This window comes from Haemophilus parainfluenzae, from assembly GCF_900638025.1.
GTDB classification, from domain to species: domain Bacteria; phylum Pseudomonadota; class Gammaproteobacteria; order Enterobacterales; family Pasteurellaceae; genus Haemophilus_D; species Haemophilus_D parainfluenzae_J.
Genome location: NZ_LR134481.1, coordinates 580,252 through 607,158 on the forward strand (window position 1 = coordinate 580,252; position 26,907 = coordinate 607,158).

Genomic DNA, 26,907 nt, shown 5'->3' on the forward strand with positions numbered 1-26,907 from the left:
AATCGTTTACCTAGGCCAGGCTCGGTTGTAATTAAACCTGGCTTAAGTCTATTTTATTTAGGAAAATTGAGTAATTTTTTCACTCAAATCATCCAACATTTCATAACGTTTTCGATACATAGAACGTTTTTTGCTGGCGATTTCTTCCAGTGGTTTGCGGGTGCTTTCAAGCGGTAATTGCCAATATTGACCTTTTAATTGCCCTTGGTTTTCTTGCCAGAATTCATCGTAATTGAATAGAATTTTACTGCGTGCAGATAAACGGTATTTACCTTGTGAAGTGTGAGGAATACCGATTAATTCATATTGCCATTTTTCAGCTAGTAAGCGGAAAACATTCATCAACATAAACATTGGACGAACACCGTGTAATTCTTTTGTGGTTTGTTTTACCGCTTCTTGCGCCTCTTCATAAGAAGGGCCTTGAATTGAGGCGATAAGTAATTTATTTGGCTTTAAGAAGGTGAAAGAAGCATCATAAATGCTACGCCCATCATTATCTTTTAAGTTAATGGAAAAATAACCTTCAAAAGGATCAATCTGGTTGATATTGAAATAGATACCAAGCTGATCTGTTAATTGTGCCAATAAAAGGGATTTTTCTTGTAGCAATTTTTTACAAAATTCTACGCCCATTTTTTCTTCAAGCATTAACAGACTATTGGTAATGGCATTGAGTCGCTCTGTTGCAGAAAAACGTTTGTCACAATAGGTTGCGAGCAATGCATTAAAACGATATGGATTTTGTTGAAAAAGCGGAATCCAAGTTTGGTTTGTATTTAAGAAATTAACCAATGCATCACATTGTTTTTTAAATAAAAATTTGCGTCCATAATAACGGGCTTTATCCCTTAATTGTTTTTTTAATGGATGATTACAAGAATCGGGCAGTAATTCTTGAAAGGTCGCGAAAGTAATAGTTTGTTTTGCTGTCATAATGGGTAAAGTGCAGTTATTTTTTCAAACGTTTTTATTAGGTAAAATCATGCTGATTTTTAACCGCACTTATTGTACCTGTATTCCATGGTTTTTCCAATTAACCATCAATAAAGGTGGTTCTTTACTTGCCTATTTTTCGATTTCTCCTTAATATGCCAAATCCTACCTTGAATTTATGCAACTCATCCCCATATTCAATGAAATTATAGAATTGATGTAAGAGAGATAACTATGAACGCCAAAAGAACTCAACAACGTACACTTCCTGTATTGCCATTACGGGATGTTGTCGTTTTCCCTTATATGGTGATGCCACTTTTTGTTGGGCGCGCAAAATCGATTAGCGCCCTTGATGAAGCCATGAATGAGTGCAAACAATTATTATTGGTGTCACAAAAGCAGGCTGATTTAGAAGAACCTACCGTTGATGATGTATTCGATGTCGGGACGATTGCCAATATTATTCAATTATTAAAATTGCCAGACGGCACAGTGAAAGTGTTGGTGGAAGGGCAACAGCGCGCGAAAATCAATCAATTAAATGATGGTGAAGACCATTTTTCTGCGGAAGTCACACCGATTGAAACCACGTTTGGCGATGAAAAAGAATTAGATGTGGTGAAGGCAGCCGTTTTAAATGAATTTGAAAGTTATCTGCAACTTAATAAAAAAATCCCTGCAGATGTTTTAGGTGCGCTTCAACGCATTGATGATGCTGATCATTTAGCAGATACCATGGCTGCGCATATTCCAGTGACCGTTCGCCATAAACAAAGCGTGTTAGAACTGGCAGATGTGCAAGAGCGTTTAGAATACTTGCTCGGCATGATGGAATCTGAAGCAGATATTCTTCAAGTTGAAAAACGCATCCGCGGCCGTGTGAAAAAACAAATGGAGAAAAGTCAGCGTAACTATTATCTTAGCGAACAAATTAAAGCGATTCGCAAAGAAATGGACGAAGGCGAAAGCGAAGATACTATTGATGAAGTTGAGCAACTTCGTCAAAAGGTCGAAGCGGCAGGTATGCCAGCAGATGTGCGTGATAAAGTAGAAAGCGAGTTACAAAAACTCAAAATGATGTCAGCAATGTCGGCTGAAGCGACAGTGGTGCGTAGCTATATTGAATGGATGCTTCAAGTGCCATGGCATAAACGTACCAAAGTGAAGAAAGATATCGCAAAAGCTCAACAGGTTTTAGATGCGGATCACTATGGTTTAGAACGAGTGAAAGAACGTATTTTAGAATACCTTGCGGTGCAAGCGCGTTTAAACAAAATCAAAGGACCAATCCTTTGCTTAGTGGGGCCGCCAGGGGTAGGTAAAACCTCACTGGGTCAATCTATTGCGAATGCAACAGGTCGTAAATATGTACGCATGGCATTAGGTGGGGTACGCGATGAAGCAGAAATCCGCGGTCACCGTAAAACCTATATTGGTGCATTGCCGGGTAAATTGATTCAAAAAATGGCAAAAGTTGGTGTGAAAAACCCACTCTTCTTGCTTGATGAAATTGATAAAATGTCTTCGGATATGCGTGGTGATCCCGCATCAGCCTTGTTAGAAGTGCTTGATCCAGAACAAAATACCACCTTCAACGATCACTATCTTGAAGTGGACTACGATTTGTCTGATGTGATGTTTGTGGCAACCTCAAATTCCATGAATATTCCAGGTCCATTGTTAGATCGTATGGAAGTGATTCGTCTTTCTGGTTATACCGAAGATGAAAAACTGAATATTGCGATGCAACATTTGTTACAAAAACAAATTGAACGTAATGGATTGAAAAAAGGCGAATTAACCATCGAAGAAAACGCGATTTTAGATATTATCCGTTATTACACCCGTGAAGCTGGTGTGCGTGGATTAGAGCGTGAGATTTCTAAAATCTGTCGTAAAGCAGTGAAGAATTTATTGGTCAATCCAAAAGTGAAATCGATTACCGTTAATTCAGACAACTTGCATGACTATCTTGGTGTGAAACGTTTTGAATTTGGTAAAGCGGATACCCAAAACCGTGTGGGCGAAGTAACAGGCCTTGCGTGGACAGAAGTGGGTGGTGACTTACTAACCATTGAAACTGCTTCAGTAGTAGGTAAAGGCAAATTAACCTTCACCGGTTCATTAGGCGATGTGATGAAAGAATCTATCCAAGCAGCCATGACCGTAGTCCGTGCACGTGCTGAAAAATTGGGTATCAATTCTGAATTCCATGAAAAACGTGATATTCACATTCACGTACCAGATGGCGCAACACCGAAAGATGGCCCAAGTGCAGGTATTGCAATGTGTACGGCATTGGTTTCTTGCTTAACGGGTAACCCAGTGCGTGCCGATGTCGCGATGACTGGTGAAATCAGCCTACGCGGTAAAGTATTACCAATTGGCGGATTGAAAGAAAAATTACTTGCGGCACATCGTGGTGGCATTAAAACCGTATTGATTCCAAAAGATAACGTGAAAGATTTGGAAGAAATTCCTGGTAACGTAAAAGAAAATCTTGCGATTCATGCGGTAGAAACCATTGATGAAGTGTTAGGCTTAGCGTTAGAAAATCCACCAGAAGGCATTGAGTTCGTGAAAGTGGAAACGAAAGCGAAAGCACCACGCCGTAAAGCTGCGACTAAAACAGCAAGAGCGGTCAATTAATGACTCATTTTTAGGGCTTGTGAAAACAAGCCCTTTTGACTTTTAATTATGCAAAAATTTCCCCCTCTTTCCCTTTATGTGCATATTCCCTGGTGTGTGCAGAAATGCCCTTATTGTGATTTCAATTCGCATGCACAGAAAGGCGCAATTCCTGAACAAGAATATGTGCAACATCTGATCGCCGATCTTGAGGCAGACTTAGAGAAATATCAGGCTAGTATTCAAAATCGTCCACTCCATTCAATTTTTATTGGTGGTGGCACGCCGAGTTTATTTTCAGCGGAAAGTATCAAGTTGTTATTGGCAGAAATTCAACGTCGTATTCCTTTTTCAGAGAATATTGAAATAACTATGGAAGCTAATCCAGGCACAGTGGAGGCGGAGCGTTTTAAAGGCTATGTGGATGCTGGTGTAACACGTATTTCCATGGGCATCCAAAGTTTTAATGACGATAAATTACAACGTTTAGGACGTATTCATAATGCGGAGGAAGCTAAAAGTGCGGTCAGTTTAGCGAAAGTTTCTGGGTTAAAAAGTTTCAATCTAGATTTAATGCACGGCTTGCCAAATCAAGCACTTGAGGAAGCGCTAGATGATTTGCGACAAGCCATTGAGCTTGCTCCACCACACCTTTCTTGGTATCAGCTCACCATTGAACCGAATACCATGTTTGCTTATCGCCCGCCTACATTGCCGGATGATGATGAGCTTTGGGATATTTTTGAGCAAGGCCATCAGCTTTTAACCGAAGCGGGTTATCAACAATATGAAACATCCGCTTATGCAAAGCCGGGCTTTCAATGTCAGCACAATCTGAATTATTGGCGATTCGGGGATTATTTGGCGATAGGTTGTGGTGCACATGGAAAACTGACTTTTCCTGATGGCGATATTTTACGTTTTTCTAAAACGAAGCATCCAAAAGGCTATTTGCGTGGTGAATATCTTTATGAAGAAAAATACGTGGAAAAAAATGACCGCGCTTTTGAGTTCTTTATGAATCGTTTTCGTTTATTGGAAGCCGTGCCAAAACAAGAGTTTGAATATTACACAGGGCTTTCGCAAAGTGCGGTCAAAAATCAAATTGATTTTGCGATCCAGCAGAATTATATTGTGGAAACACCTGATTATTGGCAGATCACCGAACATGGGAAATTGTTTTTAAACGAACTATTAGCGCTTTTCTTAGATGAATAAAATTTTTTCATCATCACGAATAAATTTTTACACTTGTTTATTTAATAGGGTCATATTAAAGTAAAGCAAACGTTTACGTTATTATTCAAAATTTAAAAGGGACAGAGAAATGGATCAACTAGAAATGAAAAAATTAGCGGCACGCGCAGCGTTAAAATATGTTAAACCCGATACGATTGTTGGTGTAGGAAGTGGCTCAACAGTGAATTGTTTTATTGAAGCTTTAGGTGAATTAAAAGATCAAATTCAAGGTGCGGTAGCCGCATCTAAAGCCTCAGAAGAATTATTGCGTAAACAGGGCATTGAAGTGTTTAGTGCTAACGATGTATCCAGTTTAGATATTTATGTAGATGGCGCAGATGAAATCAATCCACAAAAAATGATGATCAAAGGCGGCGGTGCGGCATTGACTCGCGAAAAAATTGTGGCCGCTTTAGCGAAAAAATTTATTTGTATCGTGGATTCCAGTAAACAAGTGGATGTTTTGGGTACGACCTTCCCATTACCAGTAGAAGTCATTCCAATGGCACGTTCACAAGTCGGTCGTAAATTAGTTTCTCTTGGCGGCGCGCCTGAATATCGTGAAGGTGTAGTAACGGATAACGGTAACGTGATTTTAGATGTACATAACTTCGCCATTTTAAATCCAGTGGAAATGGAAAAAGAATTGAATAACGTAGCTGGTGTGGTAACAAATGGTATTTTTGCCTTACGCAGTGCGGATATTGTGATTGTTGGTACACCAGAAGGCGCAAAAGTCATCGATTAATAAAAATAAGGAAGCAAACATGACAAACAAAGTGTCACTCGACAAATCAAAAATTAAATTTGTGCTATTAGAGGGCGTGCACCAAAGTGCATTAGATACCTTGCATGCCGCAGGCTACACCAATATCGACTTTTACAAAAAAGCTTTAGATGGTGATGAGCTAAAAGAAGCGATTAAAGATGCGCATTTTATCGGCTTACGTTCTCGTACTAATTTGACTAAGGAAATGATTGAAGCTGCGCCGAAACTTATTGCCATTGGCTGTTTCTGTATCGGTACCAACCAAGTGGATCTTGATGCGGCAAAAATGCGCGGGATTCCAGTATTTAATGCCCCGTTCTCCAATACACGTTCTGTGGCTGAATTAGTGTTGGGTGAAATTTTGCTCTTAATGCGCAATATTCCTCAGGCAAATGCGGATGTGCATCGTGGTTTATGGAATAAATCTGCCGTGGGCTCTCATGAAGTACGTGGTAAAAAACTCGGTATTGTGGGCTATGGCCATATCGGTTCGCAATTAAGTATTATTGCGGAATCTTTAGGGATGGAGGTGTATTTCTACGATATCGAAAATAAATTACCATTGGGTAATGCTAAACAATTGCACACACTTGAAGAGTTATTGGGTTTTTGTGATGTGATTTCGCTTCATGTACCTGATTTACCTTCAACCCGAAATTTAATGAGTGCTGAACGTATTGCACAGTTAAAACAAGATTCAATTTTGATTAATGCGGCACGTGGTATGGTAGTAGATATTGATGCTTTAGCCGCAGCGCTTGAACAAGGCAAAGTCCGTGGTGCGGCGGTTGACGTATTCCCTGTTGAACCCGCTTCAATCAATGAAGAGTTTGTTTCACCATTACGTAAATTTGATAATGTGATTTTGACCCCGCATATCGGTGGTTCAACCGCAGAAGCCCAAGAAAACATTGGTTTTGAAGTTGCGGGTAAATTTGTGAAATATTCTGATAATGGTTCAACTCTTTCTTCCGTGAATTTCCCAGAAGTATCTTTACCTGAACACCTTGGCACAAAACGTTTACTTCATATTCACGAAAACCGTCCGGGTGTATTAAACAAATTGAACCAAATTTTTGTTGAAGCTAATCTCAATATTGCGGCGCAATTTTTACAAACCGATCCAAAAATTGGTTATGTCGTCGTTGATATCGAAACAGATGATGCGTCTCCGTTATTAGCTAAACTTCGTGAGATTGAAGGCACAATTAAAGCACGAGTATTGTTTTAATGTGAAAAATTAAGCGAAAACTGACCGCACTTTGTGTGGGATAGAACGCAAAATGGGCAAAGTAGGTTATCTTACTTTGCCCATTTTTATTAACTGTTTGCGACTTACATTATTTCATCATAGCATTAAATAGATTGCGGCGATCAGAATTAAATGTCGGCTGTGCGGTTGGGATGGATAAAACCATACGCAAACAATCTTGCGTAAGTTGAACCGCCTGTTCATTAGTCAGATTCGGGTCGAGTGGTGAATGTAAGGAACAGCTTAAATATTGCGGTACATTTTCAAGACTACTAACGGTGAAGGTTAGCGCTTTGTACGGCAGTTGAACAGTGAGTTTATCACCTAATTCACGCGGTTCCCATTGTTGTTGAGGACCTGGCAGAATCACCACACTCATCAGCCACGGGGTTAATACTGTACCAATCCATTGGTCTTCAAATAAAACAAATTTAGGGCAAAAACATTCAATGCCTTTGTGATAGAAAGGGAGATCTTGCATTTCAGGCACAATGTTTTTCATTTCGGTAAGGAAAATATCTGTTGGGTTTTCTTCAAAGCCAGTGACAGAGGTTAAAAGTGCGGTAGAGTTTTCAGGTGTTTTTTCGTGTCGATACATGGTTTATTTTTCAATATTAATAAGATTAAAGCATAGCAGGTGAAATCTTAAAGAAAGTCCCCCTCTTTTCTAAAGAGGGGAATCTAGATTCAAACCGTATTCCTTAATGACTTGATTTAACGTTTCAAAAACCTTTGGCAACACGTTTTGTATTGTTTCCGTCAAACCAATTCCAGATTCTAGCGATTCTGGTTGGATGCCGATGAGGCAAAGGTGTTTTGGGAATTCATCCGTTAATTTCATTGCAGAAAGTACATCACAAATGCCGAGTTGATGTGGTGAAATTTTGCGAGAGAAAAAGGTAGGCACCTGCTCATCATGTAACACGATAATTTCACCTGGTTGTTTGTTAGCAAGCACAGCATCGACAATAATCAAATGCTCACGATTTGCCATCGCATCCAGCAATTCCATGCCACAAGTACCACCATCGATGATGTCAAAGTGCGGTTGAATTTCAAGGCGATTTTCAAGCTCCTGCACAACGCGCACACCGACACCTTCATCGCTTAACAAAATATTGCCAACGCCTAGAATTAACGGCTTCATTACAACACCTTCACTTCAGTCACTTCACCGTTTTCGGTATTAACTACGTGCACGGCACAAGACATACAAGGGTCGAAAGAGTGAATGGTTCTGACTACTTCTAATGGTTTAGTCGGATCAGCAACCGGTGTACCAATAATGGAAAGCTCATAAGGGCCCATTTGGTCTTGTTCGTTACGTGGACCTGCATTCCATGTAGATGGTACAACGGCTTGATAGTTTTCAATGCGACCGTCTTTGATGACAACCCAGTGAGAAAGCATGCCACGTGGTACTTCACCGAAACCAACACCACGGAATTCACCGCTTGCTGGGATATTAGTTTTAATATACGCCGTCATATCACCTTTAGCGATATTATCAATGAGCATTTGCCATTGAGCACTTAAAATATCGTTGAGCGCACAGCAATGTACGGTACGACCGATAATACGTCCAAGGGTAGAATGTAATTGATCGGTGGTTAAAGTATTACCGGTCAATTTTTCATAAATGCCTTTTAATTCATTGAAGTGGTTGACAGTTGGTGTGTCATTCGTAGCTAAACCACACATTAAATAGGCGAGAGGGCCCACTTCGACGACTTTACCGTAGAAAGTTGGGGCTTTTACCCAAGAATATTTACCGTCATCCTGCCATCCGGTATATTTCGGACGAGTTAAACCAGCCCACGGTTCTAATGGTTCATCATCTTCGTACCAAGCGTGTTTACCGCTCTCTTTGATTCCTTTTACAACGAACTCATCTTTTTGTTGGTCGATAGGACGGAAAGTGGATAAATCGCCGTTTTCGATATAACCACCTTTTAACATGAATTTAGAGTTATCTGCATCAATTGGGTATTCTGGTACAGATAAGTAGTTGCCAGATGTTTTGCCTAAGCTTAACCATTCAGGATAGTAAGCCGCAAATACTGCTGCATCTACTTTATACACTTGGTTAATGAAGTCAGTTAAGCGATCGATACAAGCTTTCACGAACATGAGACGTTCTTGGTTTAGTACCGCTTGGGAATCTAAGTTAATTGGGTTTGCTACACCACCAATCGCCAAGTTTTGAATGTGTGGTGTTTTACTACCGAGTAATGCGACTACACGGTTAGCATCACGTTGACATTCAAGGGCTTGCAAATAGTGCGCGACGGCAATGAGGTTGACTTCTGGTGGAAGTTTCATTGCAGCGTGACCGAAGTAACCGTTAGCGAAAATACCAAGTTGTCCACTATCCACTAATGCTTGAATTTTTTTCTGTACATTGCGGAATTCGTTAGCACTGTTTAATGACCATGTAGAGACACCTTTTAGCATATCTGCTGCTTTTTCAGGATCAGCTTGTAGCGCAGCGGTGATATCCACCCAGTCCATCGCAGAGAGTTGATAGAAGTGCACGATATGGTCATGGATACTATGTGCAGCAAGAATCATGTTACGAATGTACTGTGCATTGACGGGAACTTTAGCACCAATAGCATCTTCTACGGCACGTACGCTGATAATCGCGTGTACTGTGGTACATACGCCACAGATACGTTGCATAATCATCCATGCATCACGTGGGTCGGCACCTTTTACGATATTTTCCATTCCACGCCACATGGTTCCTGAGGACCAAGCATTGGTGACGACACCATTTTCAATTTCGCAATCAATACGTAAATGACCCTCAATACGGGTAATTGGGTCAATTGAGATACGTTTTTTTTCTGACATTATTCTGCTCCGCTAACTTTTTTGCTGAATGCCGCTTTTTCGACAATAATTTTTTCTGAGTCTTCGGTATGTTTTTCTTTAAATACCGGCAATACAGGGAATAAACGAATGATTAAAATATATGCACATACTTCAATAGAAACGAAGCCAATTGAAATAAGCAATTCTTCCGCTGATGGGAAATATTGATAACCATTGCCCGGGTTATACATGATAAGCGAGTAGTTCATACGCCATAATGCTGCACCGAGTAACATGCTTAATGCCGAAATAAATAACCAACGGGAATCTGATTTTTTCTCCCCAAGGAAGAGGGTTAGTAATGGTAATACCATCAACCAGACTTCCATCCAGAACATCCATGCTTCAAATTGAGTTAATTTATCGAAACCTACAACCATTTGCAGTTTGTCGTGATAAATCAACTCACCAAAACGCACCGCTAAGAAACAGAAAATTAATCCTGCGGTAACGCGTGCAAGTTGAGTGAATAAATGACGTTCATCTGGCGTTTTTCCTGCAAGACCCGCTTTAACTAAGGAGCCTTCAAAGATCACGATAGAGAAGCCCATAATGAATGCAGTCAGTAAGGAGAGTATCGGTAAAACTTCATAGCTTTGCCATACCGGATGGACTTTATGACCAGCCACAATCATCAAGGAACCCATAGATGATTGGTGCATCATCGGCAATAAGGCACCCAAGGCAATAATGAAAAACATGATTTTATTGAGTTTATTAAACCATTTTTTCAAGCCAAAGAAACCAAGCCATACAGGGGCAAATTCTAGGGTTACCACGATGATATACACCGTCATACAAAACGCCGTTTCAAATAGAACGGAATTTGTGTTGAACTGACCTGGAATGTAGAAATATGGCAAATGCCAATAACGTCCCATATCAATGGTGATAGATAAACCACCAAGGGAATAGCCGAATAAACTTGCAAGCAATGCTGGGCGAACAAGAGCGTGATATTTCCCTTTATTGAAAATGTACACGGTCCAAGCGAGAGCCCAACCACCACAGGCAAATCCTGTACCGACAAGTAAGTCAAAGGCAATCCATAAACCCCAAGGATAACCGCCATTAAGTGCGGTCACGGAACCAATACCAAACACTAAACGTTTTAAAATTAATAAAACGCAAAGCACGGCAAGTGGTGCAAAAAAGAGAATTGCGGCAGAAACAAGGCGACCGCCCACCGGACGTGGATTACTCATGATGCTCATCCTCCGCTTCTTCCATTTCCTTGCGTGCCTGACGCATGGCTTCTTTTTGTGCTGCAATACGCTCAGCAATTTTATCGCCGTGCATATTTTTGTAAGTCATAAAGGTTAGACCCGCAAGTGCCACTAACGGTAAGGCTAAACCGCGATACAAGAAGTGTTGTAAATGCGCGGCACGAGAACCTGTTGAGACTTCATCTAAGTCTGGTAAACCAAGATTAGCAAAAGGTACACTACTTAAGGCGAGCACCTGTGTACCACCACCTTCTTTTTCACCGTAGATGTGATATTGATATGCCGGTACGGTAGCACGGTATTTATCTGTACTGTTGACGCTTTGACGCGGGTAATCATATTCAGTACCACGTAATAAGCTTAAACGACGTTTAGCTTCAGCTAATAATTCTTCACGTGTACCAAAAATAATGGCACCCGTTGGGCAAACATGACAACAACCAGGTAATTCGCCTTTATCTAAGCGTTCAACGCCTTTTTGGTTACAGAGTTCACATTTGCTGATTTCACCGAATGGATTGTCATAGTCGTATTTTGGCACATCAAACGGACAACCTACCATGCAATAACGACAACCAGTACAAATATCGGGATCATATTTTACGATACCGGTTTTTGGATCTTTGGTAAGGGCTTGAACCGGGCAAACCGCAACACAGTTAGGATCAACGCAATGCATACATTGTTTTTTCACGTAAGCATAGCCGTTTTCTGTTTTATCTTTATTTGTGCCGTCACCATCACTCCATACTTGAATCACGTTACGAGTAAATGGAGTGAGTTTGTCGTTATTTGACCAAGTTTGATCACCTTTTGGATTCACAGGTGTGTGGTTTACGTTTTGACATTCAGCTACACATGCTTGACAACCTACGCAAAGGGTAGAGTCGTAAAGCATTCCTAGTGCGCCAGGAATGGGCTCAACCGTTTCCGTTGCCTGCACACTCGACACAGGCAAGGAGGAAGCGATTCCGCCAAGCATACCAGCTTTTAGAAATTTTCGTCTATCCATCTTATTTACCTGTATGTTGTTCTTTCTCTGCGGCTTTAGCTTCGGAACGGGCTTTATGTTGAGCGCTTAATTCGCGTAAGGTCACAACACTCACGCCTGCTAGGATTGCAGCTGCACCACCTAATAAGCCAATGGCGGTCATGGTTGCACCTGAACCTTCGGTATTATTCACATCTGGTTTTTCAACACGCGGTGTTGGGTTTTCTACGCCTGCTAATTGGAAAATACCTTTGGTAAAGCCGACACCTTTTTCGTTACAACCATAGCAAGGGTGTCCGATACCGACTGGCCAGTTATTACCGCCGACATCACAGAATTCTAAAGTAGAGCAGTTACCGTAAGTTTCTGGTCCTTTACAACCGAGATGATATAAACACCAACCGTTGCGGTGACCATAATCGCCGTATTCTTTAGCGAAGCGACCTGCATCAAAGTGTGGACGACGATAGCAGTTTTCGTGAATTAAGCGATCGTAAGCGAATAATGGACGATTTAATTTGTCCATTGCGGGTAGTTTCTTATAAGTAAGAATATAAGCGACAGTTGCAAGGAAGTTGTGTGGATTGGGTGGGCAGCCTGGAATATTAATCACTGGTGTGCCTTTTGGTAATACTTCAGATAGGCTGCTTGCGCCAGTTGGATTGCCACCGCTAGAAGGTACGCCACCCCATGCCGCACAAGAACCGATCGCAATAATCGCTGCAGCACCTTTAGCGGCTTCTTGGATGTGTTCTACAATCGGTTTGCCTGCTACCATACAATAGACGCCGCCGTCTTTTACCGGAATAGATCCATCTACGACTAAAACATATTTTCCATAATACTGTTTAATTGCATTGTGTTTGTTATCTTCAGCTTGTTCCCCAAAGGCTGCAGAAAGAGTTTCGTGGTATTCTAAGGAAATCATTTCCAATACCAAGTTTTCTACTGTTGGGTGGGTCGCACGTAGCAAGGATTCAGTACAACCCGTACATTCCTGCGCACCAATCCATAATACTGGTGGACGTTTAGGTTCGGTTAAAGCAGTGGTTATTTCTGCACTTGCCTTTGAACTTAACCCCATAGTCGCTGCAAGTGCGGTACATAACTTCATAAAATCCCGACGGGAAACTTCTACTAAAGCAGAAAATAATCCATCACTTCGTTGCATATCATCACTCCAATTGGCACGTTATTTGCATGGTTATTTTGTCTATAATATGCCTTGATAAGGTGAATTTATTTGATCATAATCAAAAATATTCTTATTTTTATAATAGAGTAAAGCGTAAACCTCAGTTTGTATTGGTTTCCGCATAAAATGTTTTACTGAAACAAGGGGAGAAAGGGAGATTAATTTGGAATAGATAAAAAAATGGACAAGTAGATTATCTTACTTGCCCATCTTGATAAGTTAGTTATTAGCTATTTGTGCTTTTTTACGCTCTAAACGTAATACACCTAAATGCGTCATATAGCAGCAGAAAATACAGCCAGCTACAGCGAATAATAATAGGTAGAAACCTGCATCCCAACCGAATTTATCAGCCAAAATACCAAATAATGCAGTACCAGAGAAACTACCTAAAATGTAACTTAATAAACCACGTAAACCCGTTGCTGAACCTGCTGCGAAAGAAGGAACTAGCTCGATAGTTTGAAGTGAAGATAAGAACATTGGAACATAAATTAAGCATCCAATAATACCTGCACCGATGGTTACAGTTATTAAGTCACTACCACCCCAGTAAACAAACATTGCTGCGCCCACACCGAATAAGGTGATGATAGCAAGTGGCATACGGCGACCTTTGAAATAAGTATCAGTTAACCAACCTGCTAATAGCGTAGAAGGAATTGCTGCCCATTCAAAGATAGCAAATGCTGTCCCCATTTGAGCTTTAGTGAAACCTTTAGTTTCTAACAAATAAAGTGGTAGCCAGGTTAATACACCAAAACGGATCATATAAGTGAATACGTCGATAAAAGAAACAAACCACACATTAATGTCTTTCACAATGTAATCACGGAAGATTTCCCATGTGGTTAAGTTGACGTTTTCTTCTTTTGTGACAACTAATTCTTCATTTTCACTTTCAAGAATTTTTCCAACTGGTGGTAAGCCTTCATTGTAAGTACGACCCGCACCAAAGATGTAGAAAATAATCGCAACAATAGTAGCAATTGCTACAGGTACAATAAAGTGTGCGGCTTGCCAATGCTCTTGACCCAACCAAGCGATACTTGCACCCGCAATTGGGGCGACTAAACCACCACCTACGTTGTGAGAGATATTGAATATAGCGGTTGTTACACCACGAGATTTACGTGGGAACCAGCTTGCTAGTACGATGTACGCTGGACCAGCACCCATCCCTTGGAAGATACCATTAAGTACACAAAGGAATAAGAATGCCCAAAATGATGCACTGAAGCCCATCATTAAGTTTACTGCTGCCGACATCATTAAGCCGAAAATCATAAAGTGTTTCGGATTTGATTTATCTGCGATTGCAGACATGAAACCTTTACTTAAACCATAAACAATTAACATGGTACCGGAAATAAAACCGATATCTTTTTTGGTGAAACCAAAATCGCTAATTAATTCAGGAGAAGAAAGAAGGAAGTTATTACGTAAAATGTAGAATGCTGCATAACCAATAAAAATGCCAAATAATGCATGCCATCTTAAGCGATTATAACGCTCTCTAATTTCAGTATCAGGAACAGGTGTACCTGGATTAGACTTTAGGAATGAAATCATGTGATAATCCTTTAATTTTTAGTACAACAAAACTCATTTCTATACAAAAAATGAGGTAGCGTCGTAATATAAGGAGAAAAATCGAGATGTCAAATAAAAAAATAACACAAACTTTGATCTGCACCCCAAAAGTTGGACTAACCAAACCAACAATTGAGGTGCAGATTTTTTATGGGTAAACACTACACAATCGAATTTAAATTACAGGTTCTTCAACCTATTTTGAATGGGAAAATGAGTATTAGAGAAACTGCGCGTTTTTACAATATTCCTTCCAACGCCTTAGTCGGAACATGGTTGAAACGGTTTGAAAAAAGTGGCATAAAAGGACTTATTCCCCGTAAACCATCAGGACGACCGCCGATGAAACCCAAATATGCAAAAATGCCACCGCCACCCAAAACTGAAGAAGACCGTTTACGCCTGAGAATTTTACAGCTTGAAGCGGAGGTAGCCTACCTAAAGGAGTTGAGAAGGCTCAGACTTCAGGACGAAGCCGAGCAACGGAAATTATCCAAAGGTTAAGAACACGCTATCCGTTAAAATGGCTTTTAGGCTTTGCACAATTAGCGCGTAGTACGTTTTTTGCTAAACTTCAGATTAAACTGGATAAGGATGAGTTGTTGAAAAAGACCATTAAACGCATCAAAGCCAATCATCCTGATTATGGCTACCGACGTGTTCATGCCTGCTTGCCAGGCGTGAATCATAAAAAAGTTCAACGTTTAATGCAGACACTTGGGCTTCAAGTGCGGTCAAGAAAAAGCAAGAAATTTACGACCTATCGAGGCACGATAGGGGTGATTGCTCCTAATCATCTTGAACGCGATTTTAGTGCAACGGCCCCGAACCAAAAATGGGTGACCGATATCACCGAGTTTAAGGCGAAAGATGGGAGTAAAGTCTATTTATCTCCAATTTTAGACTTATTTAACAATGAGATAGTTTCATATAATCTCAGCTATTCCCCAAACTGGGCGCAAGTAGAGGACATGTTAATGCAAGCCGTCAAAGGATTAAATAAAGCTTGTGGTGTCATTTTACATTCAGACCAGGGATGGCAATATCAAATGGTGGCTTATCGTCGAATCTTGGCTGAACATGGCATCATTCAAAGTATGTCGAGAAAAGGGAATTGCTTGGACAACGCCGCAATGGAAAGTTTCTTTGGACGATTAAAAACAGAATGTTTTTATGGTCGGGAATTTAACAGTAGAGAGGAGATAGTTGATGCCGTCAGGGATTATTTGGATTACTATAATCACCGACGGATTCAACTAAAATTAAAAGGACTGAGTCCGGTACAATATCGAAAACAATCCTTTAAATAACAGTCTAACTTTTTGGGGTCAGATCAAATTAACCGCACTTTTATTTCGCAAAATAGTCAGTTTTTTGCTATAATTCGGCATGATTTTCATTACAAAATAGAGAAAAAATATGTCAGAAACACCGGTTACAGAAAATGCTTATGGTGCATCAAGTATTAAAGTCTTAAAAGGGCTTGATGCGGTTCGGAAACGTCCGGGCATGTATATTGGGGATACTGATGATGGTACAGGCCTACACCATATGGTGTTTGAGGTGGTGGATAATGCGATCGATGAAGCCCTTGCGGGTCATTGTTCCGATATTATCGTGACCATTCATGATGATAATTCTGTTTCCGTACAAGATGACGGCCGTGGTATTCCGGTAGATATCCATCCAGAAGAAGGTGTTTCTGCAGCAGAAGTCATCATGACAGTACTTCACGCGGGCGGTAAATTTGATGATAACTCCTATAAAGTATCAGGTGGTTTACACGGCGTGGGTGTTTCGGTGGTAAATGCACTTTCTGATAAATTGCAATTAACCATTCGTCGTCAAGGTCACGTGCATGAGCAATTCTATCACTTAGGTGAGCCTCAAGGGCCTTTAACCGTTATTGGTGAAACTCAAGCGACAGGTACAACAGTGCGTTTTTGGCCAAGTCCAGAAATCTTTGCAATTACAACTTTCGATTACAAAATTTTAGCAAAACGCTTACGTGAGCTTTCATTCTTAAACTCTGGTGTATCCATTCGTTTAATCGATAAACGAGATGGCACGGAAGATCACTTCCATTATGAAGGTGGTATTCAAGCGTTCGTTGAGTATTTAAATAAAAATAAAAATCCAATTCACCCAAAACCATTCTATTTTTCAGCCGAAAAAGACGGTATTGGTGTGGAAGTCGCATTGCAATGGAATGATGGCGTAAACGAAAATGTTTATTGCTTTACCAATAACATTCCACAACGTGATGGTGGTACACACTTAGCCGGTTTTCGTGGCGCATTAACCCGTAGTTTAAATAGCTATATGGAAACTGAAGGGTTACTGAAAAAAGAGAAAGTGAGCACATCAGGTGATGACGCACGTGAAGGTTTAGTGGCGATTATCTCAGTGAAAGTGCCCGATCCTAAATTCTCTTCACAAACAAAAGACAAATTAGTGTCTTCTGAAGTGAAAAGTGCGGTTGAATCTGCCATGAATGAGCGTATGCAGGAATATTTATTAGAAAATCCAGCCGATGCAAAAATCATTGTAAATCAAATTATTACGGCTGCACGTGCGCGTGAAGCGGCTCGTAAAGCCCGCGAAATGACTCGTCGTAAAGGCGCATTAGATATTGCAGGCCTTCCGGGTAAATTAGCGGACTGCCAAGAAAAAGACCCAGCTCTTTCGGAGCTTTACCTCGTGGAGGGGGATTCTGCAGGTGGTTCGGCAAAATCAGGTCGTGATCGTAAAACTCAAGCAATTTTACCGTTAAAAGGGAAGATTCTTAACGTTGAAAAAGCACGTTTTGACAAAATGCTTTCTTCTCAAGAGGTGGGTACATTAATTACGGCGCTAGGCTGTGGTATTGGCCGCGATGAATATAATCCGGATAAATTACGTTATCATCACATCATTATCATGACCGATGCTGACGTGGACGGTTCACACATTCGTACTTTATTGTTGACTTTCTTCTATCGTCAAATGCCGGAATTAATTGAGCGTGGTTATGTGTATATAGCTCAGCCACCACTTTATAAAGTGAAAAAAGGTAAACAAGAGCGTTATATCAAAGATAACGACGAAATGGTGCAATATGAATTAATGCTTGCGTTAGATGGCGCAGCGTTACATATCAGTGCTAATGCACCAGCAATGAATGATTTAGTGTTCGAGAAATTATTGAGTGAATATAACAATGTTCAAAAATTAATTACTCGTTTAAGTCGTTATTATCCAGAGCCATTATTGCAAGGTTTGGTTTACCAACCACAATTAACTGTTGATTTAATGCGTAATGAAAGTGCGGTTGAAAATTGGGCGAATGCTTTTGTTGCATACTTAACTGAAAACGAAACAGAAGCGCATTTATATTCCGCAAGAACGCAATTTAACAGCGAACGTCAAGTATATGAAGCCGTTATTACCGTACGTAAACATGGTATTGATACAGATTACTTCATCAACTTTGATTTTGTGACGGGTAATGAATTTGCGAAGATTTCTACATTCGGTCAGCAAGTCAATGGCTTGCTTGAAGAGGGAGCATATGTCACTCGTGGTGAAAAAACACAACCCGTTCAATCATTTGAACAAGCGGTCGAATGGTTGATGAAAGAATCTCGCCGTGGCCTTGAAATCCAACGTTATAAAGGGTTGGGTGAAATGAATGCTGAGCAACTTTGGGAAACCACCATGGATCCAAATGCTCGCCGTATGTTAAAAGTATCGATTAAAGATGCTGTGGCAGCAGACCAACTCTTCACCACATTGATGGGAGATGAAGTTGAACCGCGCCGTGAATTTATCGAAATGAATGCGTTAAGAGCAAACTTAGACGTTTAGTCTAATACTCAAAATATCATTAAAAATGACCGCACTTAGGGAAACCAAGTGCGGTATTTTTTTACTTAATATATAAATAAAAATAATTTTCAATTAGATCTATTATTTATTTATATTCTTGACTATAATTTTTACGACTTATATCGCTTAAGGACAATAATACGAAATAGACTCGTTTTTAGTTGTCAGATTGATATCAAAGTACGCATAGTAATGTGCGTACTTCTTTTTTGTTTTTAGGAGCAATCATTATGATGATAGATAAACGCCTAATTAACACGGTGGCCGATAGTAAAAAATGGATTGGCGTCACGGTGTTGTGGAATTGGGTGGCATTAGTTGGCGGGATTATTAGTGCCGTCGTGTTTTCTTATATTTTACAGGCTGCTTATTTTAAAGAGTTGACGATGTCAAGTGCGGTGGGTTTAGGTGTGATTTTAATTGCGGCATTGGCACTGCGTGCTTTTGCGGGTAAAAAATCAGTACAGGCGTCTTATTTTGCCAGCACAAAAGTGAAGCATGAATTGCGTAGCCTTATCTATCGTAAATTGGCTTCTATGCCGCTTAATCAAGTGAATCAACAATCCACTTCAAGCATTATCCAAGTGGCATCAGAAGGTGTAGAACAGCTTGAAATCTACTTTGGGCGTTATTTGCCGCAGCTTTTTTATAGCTTGCTTGCTCCCCTAACTCTCTTTGCTTTCCTGATTTTTTTCAGTTTTAAAACAGCCATTATTTTATTAATTTGCGTGCCGCTTATCCCTATGTCGATCATTGCGGTGAATAAAATTGCGAAAAAACTTTTGGCAAAATATTGGTCGATTTATGTGGGATTAGGCAGCAGCTTTTTAGATAACCTACAAGGTTTAATCACGTTAAAAATCTATCAAGATGATGCTTATAAAGCGAAAGAGATGGATAAAGAGGCTGAGCATTTCCGCAAAATTACCATGAAAGTGCTTACCATGCAGCTTAACTCGGTTTCTCTTATGGATTTACTTGCTTATGGTGGCGCAGCAATTGGGATTTTAACTGCATTATTGCAATTCCAAGATGCACAACTCAGCGTGTTAGGCGTGATTTTATTTATTCTACTTTCCTCCGAGTTCTTTATTCCACTTCGTTTGCTTGGTTCATTCTTCCATGTGGCGATGAATGGCAAAGCGGCTTCAGATAAAATTTTCACATTGCTTGATACGCCAGTGGAAACCCAACAAAGTGTGGTAAATTTTGAAGCCAAAAATAACGTTCAAGTAGAAATTAAAGATCTACATTTTGCGTATTCTGCAGAAAAACCGGCCATTCAGGGTTTGACTTTAACGATTCAACCAAACCAACTTTCTGTGTTTGTGGGTAAAAGTGGTTGCGGTAAATCAACCTTGGTTTCGTTGTTGATGGGCTTTAATAAAGCGCAACAAGGTGAGATTTTGTTTAATGGACAAAACGCCTCAGAAATAGACCGCACTTCTTTCTATCAAAAAGTATCGTTGGTGAGCCATAGCAGCTACGTGTTTAAAGGCACATTGCGTGAAAATATGACGATGGCGAAAATTGATGCCACAGACGACCAAATTTATGCGTGTTTAGAACAAGTGAATCTTGCCCACTTTATACGCGAAAATGGCGGATTAGATATGCAATTATTAAGCCGTGGTGCGAATTTATCGGGCGGTCAGATTCAACGTTTAGCCCTAGCGAGTGCTTTATTACACAATGCGGAGCTTTATATTTTTGATGAAGCGACCAGTAACATTGATGTGGAAAGTGAAGAAATTATTTTGCAGTTCATTCAACAATTTAAACAACAAAAAACCATTGTGATGATATCTCACCGCTTGGCGAATGCCGTGAATGCCGACTGCATTAATGTGCTTGAACAAGGCAAATTGATTGAGCAAGGCACACACGAAACCTTAATGGCAAAACAAGGTGCGTATGCTGAAATGTTCCAACAACAAAAAGATTTAGAACAAATTAGAGAGGTGGCAAATGCGTAAAAATGGTTTTGTTGTGATGGGGCATTTGTTGAAATTAGTGACTCCACTCGCACATATTATGGCGTTTACCATTACTATGGGTACGCTCGGTTTCCTTGCTGCCATCTTTATTATGGTGCTGGGGGCGATGGGGTTAGTGAACCTTTTAAACTTTGATACCCATTTAAGTTTCTCTGGAATTTTGACCGCACTTATCGTGTTGGCGGTGGCTCGTGGCGCATTGCGTTATTTAGAGCAAATGTCAGGACACTACATCGCTTTTAAATTATTGGCATTATTGCGTGACAAAGTGTTTTCTTCTTTGCGCCGTTTGGCTTTTGTGAAGTTGCAAGATAAACAAGCGGGGCAATTAGTGTCACTAGTAACCAATGATATTGAATTGCTCGAAGTGTTCTATGCGCACACTATTGCACCGATTATGATTGCGTTCTTTACTTCTGCGATTTTATTGTTGGTCTTTGCTCATCTTTCAGGCTGGTTTGTGGTTGTGGCATTAGCTGCTTATTTAACGGTAGGTGTGATTCTACCAATTATCACCACCAAATTGGCGCGTGAAGATGGCAGACGCTATCGTGAATTAGTAGGCGAAATGAATGATTTCTTCCTCGATAGTGTGCGAGGTATGAAAGAAATCCAACTTTTTGGCTACGCGAAACAACGTTTAGATGAAATTCAACAACGCAGTCAAAAAATTGATACAGCTTTCGAACGCATTAAAGACCAAGAAGCAAAAGTGCGTGTTTATACTGAAGTAGCAGTATCTGTTTTCAACATTATTATGCTGTTTACTGGTTTAATTTTATTTAGCTTAGATAAAATTGATTTCTCAGCCTTTTTAGTTGGTGTGATTTTATTGATGTCGAGTTATGGTCCTGTTATCGCCTTAAGTAACCTTTCAAGCAACTTATTACAAACTTTGGCTTCAGGTGAGCGTGTATTGAGCTTGCTAGCAGAAGAGCCTGAATTAAAAGACGTAGAAAGTGCGGTAGATTTAAAAGATGTTTCTCGCATTGATGTCGAGAATGTAAACTTCGCTTACGGTGAAGAACAAATTTTATCGGATGTGAGCTTATCTGTGAAAAAAGGTGAAATCTTAGGTATTCACGGTAGAAGTGGTAGCGGTAAAAGTACCTTGTTGAAATTACTGATGCGTTTTTACGATCCTAAATCAGGTAGCATCAAAATTAACGGCGAAACTTTACCGAATATCAACACCCGTAGTTTGCGAGACAATATGGCGTACATTACCCAGCAAACCTATATTTTCAACGAAACCATTGAAGAAAATATTCGTCTTGCGCGCCGTGACGCAACGTTAGAAGAAATTATGGAAGCAGCGAAGAAAGCATCAATTCATGATTTCATTTTAAGCTTACCACAAGGTTATCAAACAAAAATGACAGAATTGGGCGGCAATCTGTCTGACGGTGAAAAACAACGTATCGGTATTGCCCGAGCATTCTTGCACAATGCGCCGATTATTTTGCTTGATGAGCCAACCAGCAATTTAGATAGCTTAAACGAAGCGATGATTTTAAAATCGTTGCTGAATGTGAAAGCGGAAAAATTGATTATTCTCGTGAGTCATCGCCAATCCACCATGGCTATTTGCGATCAGGTGATTGGCATTGAGAATGGAAGAATGTCGTAAGACAGTGAGAAAAAGAGCGGTCAGTTTGATCTGACCGCTCTTTTTTATTTTCTTAATTTCACTAACTCAACTTCGTGATTTTCACCTTTTCTAAGAATGAGATTGGCGCGCTCACGAGTCGGCAGAATATTTTGTTTTAAATTCAATCCATTAATGTTATCCCAAATGTTGCTAGCCGTTTCAATCGCTTCTTGCTCAGAGAGATTAGCGTAATGTTTAAAATAGGAGTCAGGATTTGTAAAAGCACTTTGGCGGAATTTTAAGAATCGCTTAATATACCATTCTTTAAGAAGTTTTTCGTCTGCATCCACATAGATAGAAAAATCTACAAAATCAGACACGAAAGTTTGTCTAGTTTTGCTTGAACCTGTTTGCAAAACGTTTAATCCTTCTAAAATCAAAATATCCGGTTGATCGACAATATTAAATTGATCTGGAATGATATCGTAAGTCAAATGAGAATAAATTGGTGATTTTACTGATGGCTTACCTGATTTGATATCAGCTAGAAATTGAATTAACTTGGCCGTATCATAAGAAATCGGGAATCCTTTCTTTTGTAAGAGGTTCTTTTTTTTCAGTTTTTCCAGCGGCAAGAGAAAACCATCGGTAGTAATGAGATCTACTTTCCGCTCAAAGGGCCAATAGGTGAGCAGTGATTGTAAAATGCGCGCTGAAGTACTTTTCCCGACCGCAACGCTTCCTGCAATACTAATGATATAGGGAACTTTAGGACGTTGCCCGCCAAGAAATCGATTTAAAACTGTTTGGCGGCGAAGGTTTTCATCAATATAGTAGTTGATTAGGCGTGCAAGCGGTAGATAGATAGTACTTACTTCATCAAGAGAAAGCTCTTCATTAAAGCCTAAAAGTGGCTTTAGATCTTGCTCCGTTAATTTTAGCGGAACAGATTTTCTTAATTCTGCCCATTGCTGGCGGCTAAAGTTTAAAAAAGGGATAAATTGTTCAGTAATATTCACGGTGTTTTATGTATAGACAGAAAAACTGGACAAAATATACCCTATAAATGAAGAATGATCATTGATTTTCATTAAAATTGATAAATTTTGTATTCTGGCAATATATTTTTGCTTGTAAATTAGACGAATGATCAAAAAAAACTTTTTTTTTAAAAAAAAAGCTTGTCAGAAGTAAAAAATTCCATATAATACGCCTCACTTGCTTACGACATGCCGACTTAGCTCAGTAGGTAGAGCAACTGACTTGTAATCAGTAGGTCACCAGTTCGATTCCGGTAGTCGGCACCATTCTTAGTAAACAAGTATTCATTTAGCGTGGAGGGGTTCCCGAGCGGCCAAAGGGGGCAGACTGTAAATCTGTTGGCTCAGCCTTCGAAGGTTCGAATCCTTCTCCCTCCACCATTTTCTAAATGAATTCTGATGGGACAGATGAATTTAGGACTGCGGGCATCGTATAATGGCTATTACCTTAGCCTTCCAAGCTAATGATGCGGGTTCGATTCCCGCTGCCCGCTCCAAACGCTGATATAGCTCAGTTGGTAGAGCGCACCCTTGGTAAGGGTGAGGTCGGCGGTTCAAATCCGCCTATCAGCACCAGCCTTAAAAATTCCTCTCTCCTTTATTAAATAGTAATGATTTTATTGGTTAATGTGGTTTAATTTACCCATCGATAACCGTGTCTATTTAGAGGGACTCTTTAAATGTCTAAAGAAAAATTTGAACGTACAAAACCGCACGTAAACGTGGGTACAATCGGCCACGTTGACCACGGTAAAACAACTTTAACAGCAGCAATCACAACCGTATTAGCAAAACACTACGGTGGTGCAGCTCGTGCATTCGATCAAATCGATAACGCGCCAGAAGAAAAAGCGCGTGGTATCACCATCAACACATCACACGTTGAATACGATACTCCAACTCGTCACTACGCACATGTTGACTGCCCAGGACACGCGGACTATGTTAAAAACATGATTACCGGTGCGGCGCAAATGGACGGTGCTATTTTAGTAGTAGCGGCGACAGATGGTCCAATGCCACAAACTCGTGAGCACATCTTATTAGGTCGCCAAGTAGGTGTACCTTACATCATCGTATTCTTAAACAAATGCGACATGGTAGATGACGAAGAGTTATTAGAATTAGTAGAAATGGAAGTGCGTGAACTTCTTTCTCAATATGACTTCCCAGGTGATGATACGCCAATCGTACGTGGTTCTGCATTACAAGCATTAAACGGCGTTGCAGAATGGGAAGAAAAAATCCTTGAGTTAGCAAACCACTTAGATACTTACATTCCTGAACCAGAGCGTGCAATTGACCAACCGTTCCTTCTTCCAATCGAAGACGTGTTCTCAATTTCAGGTCGTGGTACAGTAGTAACAGGTCGTGTTGAGCGTGGAATCATCCGTACTGGTGATGAAGTTGAAATCGTAGGTATCAAACCAACAGCGAAAACAACTGTAACCGGTGTTGAAATGTTCCGTAAATTACTTGACGAAGGTCGTGCAGGTGAAAACATTGGTGCATTATTACGTGGTACTAAACGTGAAGAAATCGAACGTGGTCAAGTGTTAGCGAAACCAGGTTCAATCACGCCACACACTGACTTCGAATCAGAAGTGTACGTATTATCAAAAGATGAAGGTGGTCGTCACACTCCATTCTTCAAAGGTTACCGTCCACAGTTCTATTTCCGTACAACTGACGTAACTGGTACAATCGAGTTACCAGAAGGTGTGGAAATGGTAATGCCAGGCGATAACATCAAAATGACAGTAAGCTTAATCCACCCAATCGCGATGGACCAAGGTTTACGTTTCGCAATCCGTGAAGGTGGCCGTACAGTAGGTGCTGGTGTTGTTGCGAAAATCATCAAATAATTGATGCATTAACTGTAACAAGTTAGATAAAAAGGCGTATCTTTCGATACGCCTTTTTGTTTTTTATCAATGAATATCGTTTTTATGATAGAAAGTGCGGTAAAAAATCGTGTTGTTTTGGTATGATACAGACTCATTTTTTATATAGGTGGTTTTATGCAACAACTTCCATTTAAAGCCGTGGTTTCTGATCTTGACGGTACATTACTCAATACCAATCATGTAATTGGTGATTTCACAATTGAGATATTAAATAAATTAGAACAAAAAGGTGTTGATATTATTTTAGCGACAGGCCGTAATCACACGGATGTTTCTTCTATTTTAGGTAAGATTGGAGCGAAGCATGCTGTAATGATTACTTCCAATGGCGCGAGAGTACGAGACCTAAAAGGTAACCTTATTTATAGCAATAGTCTTCCAGAAGAAATCGTGCTTGAGTTGTATAAAATCCCTTTTGATCGTACCAAGATTTGTATCAATACTTATCAAGATGATGGCTGGTTTATCAATATAGATGTGCCTGAATTAGCAAAATATCACAAGGATTCAGGTTTCATGTATGAGGTGGTTGATTTCACAAAACACCATGGAAGAGGAACTGAAAAAGTATTTTTTATTGCTCGTGATCCGAAAGATCTTGTAGAACTAGAAGATTATCTTAGAACGCATTTTGGTGATAAAACGACGATTGTTTATTCTGCTGTGACTTGCTTAGAGGTCATGAACAAAAATGTATCTAAAGGTGATGCATTAGCTCATCTATTAGAAAATAGAAATTATGGATTAAAAGATTGTATTGCTTTTGGAGATGGTCAGAATGATGTTGAAATGCTTTCTTGGGCTGGTAAAGGTTATGTGATGGCGAATGCCGATCCTCGTCTAAAAGAAGCTTGCCCTGAATTAGAAGAGATTGGGTTCAATAAAGACGAAGCAGTAGCCAAACATCTGGCGGAGCTTTTTGGTATCAAATAAATGTTTCAGTCAATCATTCTTGTGAGCACAGGTGCAGCCATCGGTGCATCCTTACGATGGGGATTAGGTCTTTGGTTGAATTCACTATTTAGTACACTTGCATTTGGTACACTTGTGGCGAACTTTATTGGCTGTTTTTTGATGGGGATTTTAGTGGCAGCCTTTTGGTTATTTCCTCAATTTAGTTCTGAATGGCGATTATTCTTAGTGACTGGATTTCTTGGGGCTCTCACCACCTTTTCTTCTTTTTCAGGCGAAGTAATAGAACTTTTTTTTAAAGAAGAATGGGTAAATGGATTGTTTGTTTTAGTGAGCCATTTAGTTGGTTGTTTAATTTTTACAGTATTAGGGATTTATTTCTTTAGACTCATCAGTCTTCTATTCCATTTTCGATAAAATCGCTAAATTCTTCAGAATAAAATCCATGAGAGAGCATATACTGCCAAATCTTTTGTTTGCTTTTGATTGGTTGAGGTTCTGCATAGTTAGGAAACTTTTTGTGTAGAACCTTTTCTGCTATTTCAATCCAATTAATTTCACTTTCTGTGAGGACTTCATTGATTACCTCTGAAGATACACCTTTAAGTTGACGTAACTCTTGTTTGATACGATTTGCACCATACCCACGTTGCGAACGTGCGTGTAAATAATTTTCAGCAAATCGTTTATCATTTTGCCAGTTTTTTTTCTGGCAGTAAGCAATCGTTTCATCGATCTCATCTTCTGTAAATGCTTTTTCCCGCATTTTATTGCGTAGTTCAAATTCGCTATATTCACGTCGAGCAAGTAAATTAACAACATAGCTCAAGGCAAGAGAAGACATAGAAATTCCTTTTAGGTGAAATACGGTTGAAATGAAAAGT

The 26,907-nt window shown here is 39.9% G+C and carries 22 protein-coding genes and 4 tRNA genes; 16 read left to right on the forward strand and 10 right to left on the reverse strand.

The annotated features are described in order from the left end of the window. Positions 1–57 precede the first annotated feature (57 nt). A complete protein-coding gene (locus tag EL215_RS02870) occupies positions 58–936 on the reverse strand; it encodes a VirK/YbjX family protein (protein ID WP_126470077.1) in 879 nt (292 codons plus the stop codon). A 234-nt stretch (positions 937–1,170) separates the two neighbouring features. Between EL215_RS02870 and lon the strand changes: the two genes are divergently transcribed. The 4 genes from lon (at position 1,171) to serA (ending at position 6,806) form a co-directional block, all read left to right on the forward strand. Then, entirely contained in the window at positions 1,171–3,588 is a 2,418-nt protein-coding gene (gene lon, locus EL215_RS02875; protein WP_126470079.1) for an endopeptidase La, read from the forward strand. 48 nt (positions 3,589–3,636) lie between these two features. Beyond that, on the forward strand, positions 3,637–4,785 hold the full coding sequence (gene hemW / locus EL215_RS02880; RefSeq protein ID WP_126470081.1) for a radical SAM family heme chaperone HemW: 1,149 nt from the start codon (positions 3,637–3,639) through the stop codon (positions 4,783–4,785). A gap of 109 nt (positions 4,786–4,894) precedes the next feature. Further along, positions 4,895–5,554, forward strand: a complete 660-nt coding sequence (gene rpiA / locus EL215_RS02885; protein WP_126470083.1) for a ribose-5-phosphate isomerase RpiA — start codon at positions 4,895–4,897, stop codon at positions 5,552–5,554. Positions 5,555–5,573: 19 nt separating this feature from the next. Then, positions 5,574–6,806, forward strand: coding sequence for a phosphoglycerate dehydrogenase (serA, locus tag EL215_RS02890; protein WP_126470086.1), 1,233 nt, complete (start codon positions 5,574–5,576; stop codon positions 6,804–6,806). A 109-nt stretch (positions 6,807–6,915) separates the two neighbouring features. Here the strand turns inward: serA and hybE are convergent, their stop codons facing one another. The 7 genes from hybE to EL215_RS02925 all read right to left on the reverse strand — a co-directional run bounded on the left by hybE (position 6,916) and on the right by EL215_RS02925 (position 14,688). Beyond that, positions 6,916–7,425, reverse strand: coding sequence for a hydrogenase-2 assembly chaperone (gene hybE / locus EL215_RS02895; protein WP_126470088.1), 510 nt, complete (start codon positions 7,423–7,425; stop codon positions 6,916–6,918). A gap of 69 nt (positions 7,426–7,494) precedes the next feature. Next, complete coding sequence (locus EL215_RS02900) at positions 7,495–7,974, reverse strand: HyaD/HybD family hydrogenase maturation endopeptidase (protein WP_126470090.1); 480 nt, start codon at positions 7,972–7,974, stop codon at positions 7,495–7,497. After that, positions 7,974–9,683: a hydrogenase 2 large subunit gene (hybC, locus tag EL215_RS02905; RefSeq protein ID WP_126470092.1), complete on the reverse strand. Its 1,710-nt coding sequence runs from the start codon at positions 9,681–9,683 to the stop codon at positions 7,974–7,976. Before hybC ends, EL215_RS02900 begins: the two co-directional genes overlap by 1 nt. Then, positions 9,683–10,909, reverse strand: a complete 1,227-nt coding sequence (hybB, locus tag EL215_RS02910; RefSeq protein ID WP_126470094.1) for a Ni/Fe-hydrogenase cytochrome b subunit — start codon at positions 10,907–10,909, stop codon at positions 9,683–9,685. Before hybB ends, hybC begins: the two co-directional genes overlap by 1 nt. Then, a complete protein-coding gene (gene hybA, locus EL215_RS02915) occupies positions 10,902–11,942 on the reverse strand; it encodes a hydrogenase 2 operon protein HybA (RefSeq protein ID WP_126470096.1) in 1,041 nt (346 codons plus the stop codon). The genes hybB and hybA overlap by 8 nt, the downstream gene beginning before the upstream one ends. A gap of 1 nt (position 11,943) precedes the next feature. Then, positions 11,944–13,092 carry a hydrogenase 2 small subunit gene (gene hybO, locus EL215_RS02920; protein ID WP_126470098.1) on the reverse strand — a complete coding sequence of 383 codons (1,149 nt, stop codon included), beginning with the start codon at positions 13,090–13,092 and terminating at the stop codon, positions 11,944–11,946. 243 nt (positions 13,093–13,335) lie between these two features. Further along, entirely contained in the window at positions 13,336–14,688 is a 1,353-nt protein-coding gene (locus EL215_RS02925) for an MFS transporter (RefSeq protein ID WP_126470100.1), read from the reverse strand. 171 nt (positions 14,689–14,859) lie between these two features. On the opposite strand from EL215_RS02925, the gene EL215_RS02930 reads away from it, so the two are divergent. The 5 genes from EL215_RS02930 (at position 14,860) to cydC (ending at position 22,203) form a co-directional block, all read left to right on the forward strand. Continuing rightward, positions 14,860–15,213: a helix-turn-helix domain-containing protein gene (locus tag EL215_RS02930; RefSeq protein ID WP_126469813.1), complete on the forward strand. Its 354-nt coding sequence runs from the start codon at positions 14,860–14,862 to the stop codon at positions 15,211–15,213. Then, positions 15,201–16,019 carry an IS3 family transposase gene (locus EL215_RS02935; protein WP_232013322.1) on the forward strand — a complete coding sequence of 273 codons (819 nt, stop codon included), beginning with the start codon at positions 15,201–15,203 and terminating at the stop codon, positions 16,017–16,019. Before EL215_RS02930 ends, EL215_RS02935 begins: the two co-directional genes overlap by 13 nt. Positions 16,020–16,128: 109 nt before the next feature. Further along, entirely contained in the window at positions 16,129–18,555 is a 2,427-nt protein-coding gene (gene gyrB, locus EL215_RS02940) for a DNA topoisomerase (ATP-hydrolyzing) subunit B (RefSeq protein WP_126470102.1), read from the forward strand. 251 nt (positions 18,556–18,806) lie between these two features. After that, on the forward strand, positions 18,807–20,552 hold the full coding sequence (locus tag EL215_RS02945; protein ID WP_126470104.1) for an ABC transporter ATP-binding protein/permease: 1,746 nt from the start codon (positions 18,807–18,809) through the stop codon (positions 20,550–20,552). Beyond that, complete coding sequence (gene cydC, locus EL215_RS02950; RefSeq protein ID WP_126470106.1) at positions 20,545–22,203, forward strand: thiol reductant ABC exporter subunit CydC; 1,659 nt, start codon at positions 20,545–20,547, stop codon at positions 22,201–22,203. The genes EL215_RS02945 and cydC overlap by 8 nt, the downstream gene beginning before the upstream one ends. Before the next feature lie 44 nt (positions 22,204–22,247). On the opposite strand, the gene coaA is transcribed toward cydC, so the two are convergent. Beyond that, positions 22,248–23,183 carry a type I pantothenate kinase gene (coaA, locus tag EL215_RS02955; RefSeq protein ID WP_126470108.1) on the reverse strand — a complete coding sequence of 312 codons (936 nt, stop codon included), beginning with the start codon at positions 23,181–23,183 and terminating at the stop codon, positions 22,248–22,250. Between the two features lie 212 nt (positions 23,184–23,395). Here coaA and EL215_RS02960 point away from each other — a divergent pair. From EL215_RS02960 to crcB, 7 genes are all read left to right on the forward strand, one after another. Beyond that, a tRNA-Thr gene (locus EL215_RS02960) sits at positions 23,396–23,471 on the forward strand. A 29-nt stretch (positions 23,472–23,500) separates the two neighbouring features. After that, a tRNA-Tyr gene (locus EL215_RS02965) sits at positions 23,501–23,585 on the forward strand. Between the two features lie 41 nt (positions 23,586–23,626). After that, positions 23,627–23,701: transfer RNA gene (locus tag EL215_RS02970), tRNA-Gly, on the forward strand. 3 nt (positions 23,702–23,704) lie between these two features. Beyond that, positions 23,705–23,780: transfer RNA gene (locus EL215_RS02975), tRNA-Thr, on the forward strand. Positions 23,781–23,884: 104 nt separating this feature from the next. Then, positions 23,885–25,069, forward strand: coding sequence for an elongation factor Tu (tuf, locus tag EL215_RS02980; protein ID WP_005635637.1), 1,185 nt, complete (start codon positions 23,885–23,887; stop codon positions 25,067–25,069). A gap of 156 nt (positions 25,070–25,225) precedes the next feature. Then, positions 25,226–26,044, forward strand: a complete 819-nt coding sequence (locus EL215_RS02985) for a Cof-type HAD-IIB family hydrolase (RefSeq protein ID WP_126470110.1) — start codon at positions 25,226–25,228, stop codon at positions 26,042–26,044. Next, positions 26,045–26,440: a fluoride efflux transporter CrcB gene (gene crcB / locus EL215_RS02990; RefSeq protein WP_126470112.1), complete on the forward strand. Its 396-nt coding sequence runs from the start codon at positions 26,045–26,047 to the stop codon at positions 26,438–26,440. It begins immediately after the preceding gene. On the opposite strand, the gene recX is transcribed toward crcB, so the two are convergent. Next, entirely contained in the window at positions 26,415–26,867 is a 453-nt protein-coding gene (gene recX / locus EL215_RS02995) for a recombination regulator RecX (RefSeq protein WP_126470114.1), read from the reverse strand. The two genes, crcB and recX, sit on opposite strands and share 26 nt — an antisense overlap. Between the last annotated feature and the right edge of the window lie 40 nt (positions 26,868–26,907).